Annotated in this window: 12 protein-coding genes; 7 read left to right on the top strand and 5 right to left on the bottom strand. The window is 61.6% G+C overall.

Features of this window, described 5'->3' with window-relative positions:
* Nucleotides 1–141 precede the first annotated feature (141 nt).
* Nucleotides 142–585 (bottom strand): 50S ribosomal protein L13, encoded by a 444-nt coding sequence (rplM, locus tag ACHFFR_RS03400; protein ID WP_394262872.1) that lies wholly within the window; start codon nt 583–585, stop codon nt 142–144.
* A 686-nt stretch (nt 586–1271) separates the two neighbouring features.
* Here rplM and ACHFFR_RS03395 point away from each other — a divergent pair.
* Both ACHFFR_RS03395 and ACHFFR_RS03390 read left to right on the top strand, forming a co-directional pair.
* The gene (locus ACHFFR_RS03395; RefSeq protein WP_394262871.1) at nt 1272–2813 is read left to right on the top strand and encodes an AbgT family transporter; all 1542 of its coding nucleotides are present in this window, start codon (nt 1272–1274) and stop codon (nt 2811–2813) included.
* A 155-nt stretch (nt 2814–2968) separates the two neighbouring features.
* Entirely contained in the window at nt 2969–4159 is a 1191-nt protein-coding gene (locus tag ACHFFR_RS03390; RefSeq protein WP_394262870.1) for a M20 family metallopeptidase, read from the top strand.
* Between the two features lie 37 nt (nt 4160–4196).
* On the opposite strand, the gene ACHFFR_RS03385 is transcribed toward ACHFFR_RS03390, so the two are convergent.
* Complete coding sequence (locus ACHFFR_RS03385) at nt 4197–5147, bottom strand: LysR family transcriptional regulator (protein ID WP_394262869.1); 951 nt, start codon at nt 5145–5147, stop codon at nt 4197–4199.
* A gap of 71 nt (nt 5148–5218) precedes the next feature.
* Here ACHFFR_RS03385 and ACHFFR_RS03380 point away from each other — a divergent pair, with 71 nt between their 5' ends.
* Nucleotides 5219–5581 carry a hypothetical protein gene (locus ACHFFR_RS03380; protein WP_394262868.1) on the top strand — a complete coding sequence of 121 codons (363 nt, stop codon included), beginning with the start codon at nt 5219–5221 and terminating at the stop codon, nt 5579–5581.
* A 67-nt stretch (nt 5582–5648) separates the two neighbouring features.
* Here ACHFFR_RS03380 and ACHFFR_RS03375 read toward each other — a convergent pair whose 3' ends face one another.
* Nucleotides 5649–6104: a methylglyoxal synthase gene (locus ACHFFR_RS03375; protein WP_394262867.1), complete on the bottom strand. Its 456-nt coding sequence runs from the start codon at nt 6102–6104 to the stop codon at nt 5649–5651.
* A 257-nt stretch (nt 6105–6361) separates the two neighbouring features.
* On the bottom strand, nt 6362–7204 hold the full coding sequence (truA, locus tag ACHFFR_RS03370) for a tRNA pseudouridine(38-40) synthase TruA (RefSeq protein ID WP_394262866.1): 843 nt from the start codon (nt 7202–7204) through the stop codon (nt 6362–6364).
* 79 nt (nt 7205–7283) lie between these two features.
* On the opposite strand from truA, the gene ACHFFR_RS03365 reads away from it, so the two are divergent.
* The 4 genes from ACHFFR_RS03365 (at nt 7284) to ACHFFR_RS03350 (ending at nt 10974) form a co-directional block, all read left to right on the top strand.
* Nucleotides 7284–8084: an ROK family protein gene (locus ACHFFR_RS03365; RefSeq protein WP_394262865.1), complete on the top strand. Its 801-nt coding sequence runs from the start codon at nt 7284–7286 to the stop codon at nt 8082–8084.
* 136 nt (nt 8085–8220) lie between these two features.
* Nucleotides 8221–9129, top strand: a complete 909-nt coding sequence (locus ACHFFR_RS03360) for an ABC transporter substrate-binding protein (protein WP_394262864.1) — start codon at nt 8221–8223, stop codon at nt 9127–9129.
* 82 nt (nt 9130–9211) lie between these two features.
* Nucleotides 9212–10195: an amino acid ABC transporter permease gene (locus tag ACHFFR_RS03355; RefSeq protein WP_394262863.1), complete on the top strand. Its 984-nt coding sequence runs from the start codon at nt 9212–9214 to the stop codon at nt 10193–10195.
* A 17-nt stretch (nt 10196–10212) separates the two neighbouring features.
* On the top strand, nt 10213–10974 hold the full coding sequence (locus ACHFFR_RS03350; RefSeq protein ID WP_394262862.1) for an amino acid ABC transporter ATP-binding protein: 762 nt from the start codon (nt 10213–10215) through the stop codon (nt 10972–10974).
* Here ACHFFR_RS03350 and ACHFFR_RS03345 read toward each other — a convergent pair.
* Nucleotides 10971–12083: GMC family oxidoreductase (locus ACHFFR_RS03345; RefSeq protein WP_394262861.1), on the bottom strand; the 1113-nt coding region annotated here is incomplete at its 5' end. The genes ACHFFR_RS03350 and ACHFFR_RS03345 overlap by 4 nt on opposite strands.

Below are 12083 nucleotides of genomic sequence, written 5' to 3'. Positions count from 1 at the left end.
TGCACCAGGAGCGGTCAGGGACGTACCCTGGCCGCTCTGCTCCTCTGCAGTCTCGGTGGTGTACGAGCTCACATCTTCAAGCTCTTCAGTTTCGACGGTGGTCTCTGCCACGGTTCTCCTTCAATAAAATTCTGGCCAGGGTTACTTGACAGGCTGCTTGAGTTCGAAGACCTCAGGCTGCTGAGCGGTATGCGGGTGCTCAGCTCCACGGTAGATCTTGAGCTTCGTCAGCTGCTTACGTCCAAGAGTGTTCTTCGGGAGCATGCCAGCGACAGCCTTGTAGACGGCGCGCTCGGGGTTCTCCTCGAGGAGTTCAGCGTAGGACGTGGCCTTGAGTCCACCCGGGAATCCGGAGTGGCGGTAGGCCATCTTCTGCTCGTGCTTCATGCCGGTCAGTGCGACCTTGTCCGCATTGATGATGATGACGAAATCGCCACAATCCATGTTCGGAGTGAAGGTCGGCTTATGCTTCCCACGTAGCAGAGGGGCAACCTGAGCTGCCAGGCGGCCAAGGACAACATCGGTGGCGTCAATGACGTACCACTTGGACTCGATGTCTCCAGCCTTCGGTGTAAAAGTGCGCACTTGCGTAGCCTTTTCTTCTAAAGTTTGGCTAGCGGAATGGCTTAACCGCTATATGCCAATGGTCAAATCTTGTTCGCCGCACCATGACGAGTGGGAATAAGCATCAGGGCACAACGGTTTTCAAGTCTAGTCATGGCGCCGTAACGAGGTCAAAGGTCTCCCCCTGTCTGTGGCGGGGTTAACCAATGCGGAAAACACGCGGCAGTATCTCACTCAACGGGCAGGCGCTCGAGGCACTCGCTCAGCGCACGCCCGGGACACCCGATCACCCTTCGCCATGCTCGATTTATCCTGAAAAGTCGGAGTTGGAACCCAAATCACGAGCGTTGCACGTATTCCCAGCACCCTCCCCCTCGCGAGGTCCAAACGAGTTTAAACGATCGCCGAGTCGATGAAACGTCGAGGCTCCGGAAGGCGCAAACCACGCACGCGCATCCCGGCGCGGTCGACGAAGGCTGCGGGCGACGTCGTCGTGATCGTTGAAATACCAGCGATTTGGGCCGCCCACCACGTCCCGAAAACCCGCGGCCCCCGCTACCGCAATCCATTCATCTGACAACAAACCCGGACGCGCACCGTCCGCCGGTTCACGGGGAACGCAGCGTATGTCCAGATTCTGGGAGCGTTCGTCTCTGCGCCGAAAGTCCCTTAGCATCGGAGGAACTCTTAGCACTAGGAGGCTCTCAATGAGCGAAAAATCATCCCAAGACGTCAAAAAGAAGGGTCTTCTCGACCGCTTCCTGAACGTCGTTGAGTGGTCGGGAAACAAGCTTCCTGATCCTATTGTTATTTTCTTCCTACTCAGTATGAGCGTTCTCGTCCTGTCGGCTGTTGCTGGCTTGGCGAACTGGAGCGCGGTTCACCCCGGCACCGGGGAAACGCTGACCGCCGTTAACCTTCTCAGCACGGATGGTATGCGCATCGTCATTGGCGATTCGGTCTCGAACTTCGGCGCCTTCCCGCCTCTGGGTATGGTCTTGATCGTCATGCTCGGCATCGGCGTGGCGGAGCGCTCGGGCTGGTTCGAGGTCGCCCTGCAAAATGCGGCGACGTCGGCCCCCAAGGTTCTCATCATCCCCTCGATCGCATTCCTCGGCTTGCTGGGCAACATCGCGGGCGACGCCGCCCCGATCGTCTTGCCACCGCTGGCCGCCATGCTCTTCTTGAAGATGGGGTGGCATCCGGTCGCGGGTATTGCGCTGGGTTATGCCTCGGCCACCGGCGGCTTCGCCGCAAACCTCATGCTTGGCATGTCGGACGCTCTGGTCCAAGGCTTCACGCAGCCGGCCGCAGAGCTGATCGACCCCACCATCGAAACCAACGTGGCGATGAACTGGTACTTCATTGCGGCGTCGGTGTTCGTGCTGTTGCCCGTCCTGTGGTTCATCACGGCGAAGGTGACGATCCCGCGCCTTGGCGTCTATGACCCGTCCGAGGGCGACGACGTCGGCTCCACCGAGATTGAAACTACCGATCGTCAGCGCTCGGCCAACCGCTGGGCGTTCGTGTCGATCCTCGTCATGGTCGTGCTGCTTGTCGTTGCGTTGATCCCCGAGAACTCGTTCCTGCGCAACGCGGAGACCGGTTCGATCACGACGTCCTCCCCGCTGATGAGCGGCATTGGCCTTCTGCTCGCGATCTTCTTCTTCGTTCCCGGTCTGGTCTACGGCATCAAGGCTGGCACGATTAAGAAGTCCTCTGATGCGACCCGCATGATGACCGAGTCGATGGCTCAGATGGCCTCGTTCATCGTCATCGTGTTCTTCGCTTCGCAGATGCTTGCCTACATCACGGCGTCGAACATGGGCGCGATCCTCGCGATCCACGGAGCGAACCTGCTCGAGGGTCAGCACGGCGTGGTGCTCATTATCGGCATCATCGTCCTGTCGGCATTCGTCAACATCTTCATCGGCTCGGCCTCGGCCAAGTGGGCGATCCTCGCCCCGATCTTCGTGCCGATGATGATGCTGCTCGACTACCATCCGGCGTTCACGCAGATGATCTACCGTATCGGCGATGGCATCACGAACCCGATTACACCGATGTTCCCGTACTTCGCGCTCGTCCTCGCGGTGGCGCAACGCTACGTGAAGAAGATCGGAATCGGAACGTTTATTGCAACGCTGTTGCCGTACTCAATAGCGCTCGGCGTCGTCTGGACACTCATGATGATTGTCTGGTTCCTCATCGGCATCCCGGTGGGACCAGGTGGCCCGATCTTGCTCTAACTAGAGTGCGGTGGCCCCGGCTCGGCGTAACAGCTGCCCGGCGCCACCGCACTTTTTTATGCCCGGGACCGCCCGGCCCCGACCGCCACAAAAGACCGGCGAGACTCACCGCGAGCGCCTACCATCGAAAGTAAGCCAGCAGAAGGGGATACCTCATGAGTGATACATCCGCATACGTTGACGACATGATTACGTGGCGCCGCCACCTCCACATGTATCCGGAGGCGTCGTTCGACGAGCACGAGACCGTGAAATACCTGCGCGAGGTTCTGACGGAGCGCGCGCCGAGTGCCGAGCTCTCGAATCCCACCCCCACCTCCCTTCTCGCCGTCTTTGACACGGGACGCCCCGGCCCGAAGGTTGGCCTGCGCACGGATATTGACGGCCTCATCATGAGCGAGGATCGCCCCGATCTTGACTTCGCCTCGAAGAACGAGAACCGCATGCACGGGTGTGGCCACGATGGGCACATGGCCGTCATCCTGTCTGCTATGGCATGGGTTGAGGACAACCTCGATGATATGACCGGCACGATCGTGGGTATCTTCCAGCACGCCGAGGAGACTCCTCCCGGCGGCGCGAAGGAAATGGTGACGACCGGCCTGTTCGACGATTACGACTACATCTACGGCTTCCATCTGTGGTCGACCCTCCCGATCGGCCAGATCGATATCAAGGAAGGCGCCGCGTCCGCCAACTCCGATCTGTGGGAAATGACGTTCACCGGCAAGGGAGCACACGCCTCCACGCCCGAGGATTCCGTCTCGCCCACGGTCGCGGCCGCGAATATGACGCTCCAGCTCATGAGCATCGCGTCGGTTCGCGTCAACGGGCTCGAGCCCGCCGTCGTCACGACGACGTTCATGGAGGCCGGCAGCGCTGACGCTCTCAACGTCATCCCGCCCATCGCCAAGATCGGTGGCGTTGTGCGCACGCATAACGACGACGTCCAGGCGAAGGTTCAGGAGGTCATGGCCGACCTCGTCGCCGCTGCTGAGCGGGCAAACCCGGGCATGAGCGTCGAGCTCGATTACCTCGTGGGCTACCCCATGGTGTGGAACGATCCGGAGCGCACCGCGATTGTGCGCGAGCTCGCCGAGGAGCGCTATCCCGGCAAGGTCGTGTCCGAACCAGCGATGCTCGGTGGCGAGGACTTCGCCGAATTCTCCCGCGTGGCGCCGGCAACGTACGTGTTCGTTGGTGCTGGTAATCCGGAGAAGGGTTTCGACGCCGGCCACCACAACCCGCGCTTTGGCATCGACGAGGATTCGCTCGAGATTTCACTCCAGCTCGCCATTGACGTGCTGAAGAATCGCGAGCGCCTCGCCAACCCGGAATCCAATTAGAGCGGCTGATCTCCGCCGCCGAACGCCGTCCCGAACATCACTGGGGCGGCGTTCCCATTGCCTGCGGAGGCCGCGTGGCCGACGATTCTTCCTGTTCCGTGTGGGCAAGTGCGATCTGGCGCAGGACCTTGCACGTGAGATCCACGGCGTCCGACTGGCGCGATTGAGCCGCTGATACGCACAGCACGAGGCGCCGCGTGCCAAGGCCTGGCAGCACGCGCGCTTCGACGCCCTCTGGCATGTCATGCAGCCCAAGCTCAGGAATGACCGTGGTTCCCAGCCCGGCGGCCACCATGTGAAGAGCCACGTCGAAGTCGCTGTAGACGTAGCTCGTGGACGGGGTGAAGCCCCACAGGTGTGATAGACGCATGGTGGCGCGGTAACCGGCCGTCTCTCGATCGACGCCGAGCCACGTAGTCTCCGCTAGTTCGCGCGGATCACGTGGGGTGGCTAGGCGCGCCGGGTAGACGGCGTACCACGGCTCCTGCAGGAGCGGCAGCACCTTCACTCCCCGCGGCTCGCGCGGAACTTCCGAGTCGAACTCGAGCACGGCGACGTCGGTCGTCCCCCGGCGCAAAGCGGCCAGAGCCTCGTCGGAATCGGCTTCTCGGATGTGAACGTCGATGCCGGGGGCTTCCTCGGCCATCAGCCCGAGGTTGGGGAGCACGAGGCTGCGAATGACGGTCTGGAAGGCCGAGAGCCGAACCGTGCCCGTGGGCTTGTTGGCGAATTCGAGGAGCTCGCGCTGGGTGCGATCGAGCTCACTTTCGATCCTTTCTGCTCCGGCGGTCACGATTTTCCCAGCTTCAGTTAAAACGGCCCCGGAGGGGGTGCGCGTGAGCAGATCAGCCCCGGTTTCCCGCTCAAGTTTGCGGATTTGCTGACTTACCGCGGAGGGTGAGATACCCATGGCGTCAGCCGCCGCTTGTATTCCACCTTCTCTAGAAACTGCCAAGAGAACGTCAAGACGTTGCACCGATATGCCCATGAAGTAAAACTTAATCGCATCTAAAGATAACTTCAATTGTCATTAACCCACCGCGCGGTGAAGATAGAGCCATGAACGAAGCACTCTCCTCAATCGCCATGAGCCTTGGCTGGATCGGAGCCGTCCTCTACCTCGTCGCATACTTCCTCGTCTCCGTCGGCAAGCTTGCCGCAGATTCGTTGCGGTACCAGGCGATGTGCGTCTCCTCGGGCGCGATGCTGATCGTCATGCAGGCCGTCACCGGCGCGTGGCCATCCGTGTTTTCCAACATCGTCTTCGTCGGCATCGGCATGAGTGTTGTTCTTGGCCCCAAGAAGCGCCCGTACCTCAAGCAGCTTTTGTTCCGGAAGGGCACGCGCACGACGCCGACCGTGCCGGTTGCGCCAAACGCGCAGATTTCGTTTAGCGAGGCAGCCAAGCCGGTTTCGGCATAGGAGCCCTAAGCACAAAACAGTGGCGGGGAGTGGATGTCCACTCCCCGCCACTTGAACCTGCGCCACCTTAGACGATCGGCAGGTGCTCAGCTACCTCCATCGCGAGGTATGGATCGCGAGCCTCGGGATCGTAGAGGTTACGTTCGTAACCTTCCTCGTAGAACAGCGGGCTGCCTACGAGGATGTCCGCGGTCGCGCGGTTCATCGCGATCGGAATGTTGTACTGGGTAGCAAGGCGCAGCAGCGCCTTGACGTCTGGATCGTGAGGCTGTGCAGTCTCAGGATCCCAGAAGAAGAACATCGCATCGAGGCGATCTTCAACGATTCGTGCACCGATCTGGGCGTCTCCACCCTTCGGTCCGGACTTCAAGATTTCGACGTCGAGGCCTGTCTCGTTACGAATCAGCGTCGCCGTCGTTCCCGTACCGCACAAAATGTGCTCCTTGAGCACGGGGAAATTGAACTGCGTCCATTCCAGCAGTTCCTGCTTTTTACCATCGTGGGCAACAAGCGCGATTCTCATATGACACCTCTTTCTCATGTCTAGGCCGGCCGCGTGGCCGGGTGCCAGTTCTCTGGCTGCGGCACGTTGCCGCTGGCAATGCGAAGCCCCTTGGCCAACTGACCAAGGGGCTTCCTTGCACTCTCTAGCCTACCCAGACCTAGGGCCCATGCACAGACCCCGTCCTGTGAACCTCGCTACCACTTTCGCGCGATATTGCACCATTGCGCGCACTTGTGAGCACCGCTGAAATATGTGTCAGCCCTGATTTGCTACACTCAGCCACGGAATCGCCGCGCCGCGCTCGCCTGCGCCCCGTACTCGCTGGCATCGGGGTAGCCGACTTCCTCAAGGGTCAGCGCGTGAGCGGGGGCGACGACGACCTCGCCGTTCCTGCTCGCTTCCGCCAGGCGCTGGGCCGGCCAGCTTTCGCTCCGCGCTCCCCGACCCACCTCAATCAGGGTGCCCATGAGCGTGCGCACCTGCGAGTGGCAAAAGGCGTCTGCCTCGGCGACTCCAACGATCACATCGCCTTCTCGCTCGAAGCCCAGTGCGCGCAGAGTCCGCGTGGTCGAGGCCCCCTCGCGAGGCCGGCAAAATGACAGGAAGTCGTGCTCGCCCAGCAGCGGCGCGGCCGCTCGGTTCATTGCGTCCACGTCGAGGGGCGAATCCAGCCACAGCACGTCCCGCCGCCGCGGATCCCAGCCCCGTGGCTCATCCGCGATCCGATATGAGTAGCGTCGCCACAGCGCGGAGAACCTGGCATCGAAGTCATCGGGCACCTCGTAGGCCGCTTTCACGACCACGTCCGTATAGCCCGGCGGCCCATCCGCGCCTCGCGCAGTGATCGCATTGAGTTTGCGCACGAGCGACTCGCCCGGCTCCCGACTCGAGCGCCCGGGCAATGCCGCCCACCCGGCGTCGTCGACCTCGAAGTGAGCTGTCTGGCCCGCGGCGTGCACTCCGGCGTCGGTTCGCCCTGCCACCGTGAGCGTCACAGGCTCGCGCAACACCATCGACAACGCGGCTTCCAGCTCGCCCTGCACGGTGCGCAGGCCAGGTTGTGTGGCCCAGCCGTGGAAGTCCGTGCCGTTGTAGGCCAGATCGATGCGAATCCTCATGCCCCAAGCCTACGGCTAGCAGGCATTGCGCGGAAAACGCAGTTTCGAGTGATCGGCCTTTTGCGCTACGGTCTTTCCTATGGAATCAGATGCACAGGCACAGCTCGTTACGCTCTCCGTCGACTGCGGTGGCGGCGGTATTAAGTCGACTCTTCTCGACGCCGGCGGCTTTCAAATCAGCGGGGTCGTGCGCACACCGGTTCCCTATCCCTTCTCACCCGAAGACATGCTGCAGGTCATCACCGCCCAGCTCGACGAGATCGGTGGCGGCACGCGCCCTGACTTTGACCGCATCACGCTCGGCATGCCCGGCATGATCCGCCGCGGAGTCGTCGTCTACACACCCCACTACATTCGCCGCTCCGGCCCGCACACCCGCATCCTGCCCGACCTTGAACGAGCCTGGACCGGCCAGGACATGCAGGCCGCCGTTGAGGCGCGGTTCGACGTTCCGGCACTCATCCTTAACGACGCCGAAGTGGCCGCGGCTGGCATCGTCTCCGGCCGCGGGATCGAGCTCGTCCTCACGCTGGGCACGGGCCTCGGCTCGGCCTTCCTCGATAACGGGCAGCTTGCACCTCACCTCGAGATTTCCCACGCGCCGATGCGCTGGGGATTGGTCTACGACGACGTCGTCGGCGAACACGAGCGCATCCGGCTTGGCGATTCGGCCTGGTCGCGCAGGGTGCTCAAGGCTGTTGAATCGCTGTGGCCGGTCTTTCGGTGGGACACGCTCTACATCGGCGGTGGCAACGCGGCGCGCATCTCCGATTCCGTGCGCGCTCGCATGCCCGGGGCAAATTTCGTTCCGAACATGGCCGGCATGCAAGGCGGCGTGCGCGCGTGGTCGATGGTGGCTCGCGAAGAGCGCACCCTCTAGCCGTCATCCGCGAGCGCGTTGGCGGCCGCACGTTATCCATCTCACTACACATTAATTCGCATATTTATACGCGAGCGCGCATATACTTGCTGTGACGATGCGCCGATGCGGCGCGCACTTTCACACTGGAGGACACATGAAGCGCACGATGTCGGCAATTGCCGCTGCCACACTGACACTGACCTTGGCCGCCTGTTCCGATGAATCCGGCGGCACGGATTCCGCAGGCACAACCGAACAAGAGGGTTACCTCGCCACCGACCTCTCGGGCATCGAGAAAGTCGACGAGATTGCCGCGATGGTCCCCGAGGCCGTGGCCGAGGATGGCAAGCTCACCGTGGGCACCAACATCTTCTTTGCTCCCGCAGAGTTCTACGCTCCCGACGGCGTGACGCCACAGGGATACGACATTGACATGGGTAAGGCGATTGCCCAGGTTCTCGGCCTCGAGTACGAAGTCCAGCAGGCCGAATTCGCCTCGATCATTCCCGGCATTGGCACCCGCTACGAAGTGGGCATCGCCAACTTCACGATCAACGCTGAGCGCCAGGAAACCGTCAACATGCTTCAGTACTTCGAAGCCGGCTCGGCATGGGCAGTCCCGGCCGGTAACCCCAACAACTTCGACCCCGCCGACGTGTGCGGCAAGACAATCGGCGTCCAGTCTGGAACCTATCAGGACGAGGTGCTCGCCGAGATGAACGCAAATGAATGCGCGGACAACCCCATTCAGGTTCAGCAGCTCTCCGAGCAGTCCGCCGTCACCATGCGAGTCGCATCCGGCCAGATTGACGCCATGTACACCGACTCCCCCGTCGCGGACTACGCCGTCGCCATTACCGATAACCAAGTCGAACGCGTTGGCGAGGTTGAAGACTCAGCTGGCTTCGGCGTCGTCGTTGCAAAGGACGATCAGGAACTGACGGACGCTATGGAAGCCGCCATGAATCACCTCATGGAAGAAGGCCACATGGACGACATCTTCGCCACCTGGGGCATCACCGAAGGCGTCTCCACCAAGGTTGCTGTAAATCCGGCAAGCTAACAACCGCGGCTGAGGCCCTCCGGTCACAGCCGCCACCCTGCCCCAACCCACCCTTACGCACGATTAAGACCAGAGAGAAGATATGGAACGCCGAGACAACGTTGAGGTCATCGAAGCAGTACCCGTACGCAAATGGGGGCGGTTATTCTCCGCGATCCTTGTCGCGATCGTGGCCGCGATGATCATCAACGCCCTCATCACGAACCCGAACTGGCACTGGGACATCGTGTGGGACAACCTGTTCCGCAAAGAGGTTCTTCGCGCCGTCGGCTGGACAATCGCCCTCACTGTGGGCGCGATGATTCTTGGCATCATCATTGCCGTCACGCTGGCAATCATGCGCCGCTCCGACAACCCCGTGCTTCGCTGGGTGGCGATGGCCTACATCTGGTTCTTCCGTGGCACGCCTATCTACACCCAGCTCATTTTCTGGGGTCTGGTCGGCACCCTGTACACGACGATCACCGTCGGCATCCCGTGGACGGACATCGATTTCTTCACGATGAATCCGAACCGGCTCGTGCCGGGCGATCTCCAGCGCACCATGTTTATCTACGCCGTGCTCGGCCTCGGCCTGAACGAGGGCGCCTACCTGTCGGAGATCGTGCGCTCGGGTCTTAACGCCGTGGACTCGGGTCAGGAAGAGGCGGCGCGTGCTCTTGGCATGTCGCGCTCGCAGGTCCTGCGGCGCATCGTGTTCCCGCAGGCGATGCGCGTGATCATCCCGCCCACTGGCAACGAAACCATCTCGATGCTCAAGACCACCTCGCTCGTTTCCGCTGTGCCCTTCACGCTGGATCTGACCTACGTCACCAACGCGATGGGCTTTGCCGCCCTTCGCCCGATCCCGTGGCTGCTCATCGCAGTGATCTGGTACCTGGCCGTCACCTCGATACTGATGGTGGGCCAGCACTACATCGAGCAGTACTATGGCAAGGGCGTCAAGGACGGCAACGTGGACCGGCTCTCCCGCCGCGGCAAGGCTAAGCAGCGCAGGTCGCGTCAAGCAGCCATCAACGCCGCCGGCACCACCCATGATGACCCGTTCGTCGAGTACACCCCGTAACGCTGGAAGGCAGATCAATGAACAACATGGTTGAAGTGCGCGACGTCCACAAGTTCTTCGACGAGCTGCACGTCCTTCGTGGCGTAAGCTTCGACGTCGAGCGTGGATCGGTGACGACCATCCTCGGCCCCTCAGGCTCCGGAAAGTCCACAATCCTTCGATGCGTCAACGTGCTCGAATCAATCCAGGCCGGCTCGATCGTCGTCGACGAAAAGCTCATGGGCTACGAAGCCCGTGACGGTAAACTCTACGAGCTCGACGATAAGGCCGTGTCCAAACAGCGTGCCAGCATCGGAATGGTGTTTCAGCGCTTTAATCTCTTCCCGCACAAGACGGCGCTAGAGAACGTCATGGAAGCGCCCGTGCAGGTCAAGGGCATGAAGGTCGGCGACGCGAAGAACCTCGCGCTCAACCTGTTGGGACAAGTGGGGCTCTCCGATCGCGCCGAGCACTACCCCAGCGAGCTCTCTGGCGGCCAGCAACAGCGCGTGGCGATCGCACGCGCGCTGGCCATGGATCCCGATTTGATGCTCTTCGACGAGCCCACATCAGCGCTTGATCCCGAGCTTGTTGGCGAGGTTCTTGCCGTGATGAAGAACCTCGCCAGCCAAGGCATGACGATGATCGTCGTGACACACGAGGTGGGCTTCGCGCGCGAAGTCTCCGATCAGGTGATCCTCATGGACGAGGGCCGAATCGTTGAGAGGGGCACCCCGACCGAGGTGTTCGATCACCCCAAGAATCCGCGCACGAAGGAATTCCTCGCGAAGGTTCTCTAGCCCAGAATCATCGCCGCCGCTTTTTCACCGATCATGACCGACGGAGCGTTCGTATTGCCCGTGGTCACGAGCGGCATGATGGAGGCGTCGGCAACTCGAACGCCGTCGAGCCCGTAGACCTTGAGCGTGCGCGGATCGACCACTGCCATGTCATCGATACCCATCTTGCAGGTGCCGACCTGGTGGTGATAGGTCACCGCAGTGCGGCGAACGTAGTCTTCGAGCGCCTCGTCTGTGTCATCGACGTCGGGACCCGGGTGGATCTCCTGCGCACCCCACTCTTTCAGGGCCTCCTGCCTGCCGACCTCGCGGCACTGGCGCACGGACGCCACAAGGGAATCCACGTCAGACTGATCGACCAGCGCGCCGAGGTCCACCGAAATGGGATCGTTGATCGAGGGTCCGCTCAGCGTGATTTCGCCGCGGCTGACCGGGCGAACGATGCCCGCGACGAGCGAGAATCCGTTGTCCGGACCCGTGAGATCCTCGGTGAAGTACATCGGCAACGCGAAATTGATCGGCTGCGTGTCTGGCACGGCCAGATCGGGATGCGACTTCCAGAACCAGTGGGTCTCAGCCGCGCCCACCGTCGAGGCCGGCACCTCTTTTTCCGTCGAGAAAATGACGGGCGAGAGCAGGTGGTCGTGCAGGTTCTTGCCGACGCCGGGAAGATCGACGACGACGTCCACGCCAGCTTCGCTGAGTTCCTCGGCCGGGCCGATTCCCGAGCGGAGGAGGATCTCCGGCGAACCAAATGCACCGCCGGCCAAGATGACTTCATCAGCGTTGAGCTCCGTCATCTCGCCAGCGACCTCGACAAGCACGCCCGTCACGGTCGTGCCCTCGAGGAGGAGCTTGTGAACGCGGGCTTCGGTCAGGATCGTGAGATTCTCGTGGTCCTTGATCGGCTTCAGGTAGGCACCCCACGTGGATAGGCGCTTGTTGTCTCGCACGGTCAGCTGCATTTTGGATATTCCATCGAGCTCGCCCGAGTTATAGTCCTCGTTCTTCGGCAACCCCCACTGCTGGGCGGCGTCCACGATCGCATCTTGAATCGGGTTCATATCGAAATCGCCCACGATGTCTAGGACGCCCTCGGTTCCGCGGCC

This window comes from Trueperella sp., assembly GCF_043424875.1.
In the GTDB taxonomy this organism is placed as follows: domain Bacteria; phylum Actinomycetota; class Actinomycetes; order Actinomycetales; family Actinomycetaceae; genus Trueperella.
Note: the sequence above shows the minus strand (reverse complement) of the source record. Positions and strands in the feature narration are given on the sequence as shown.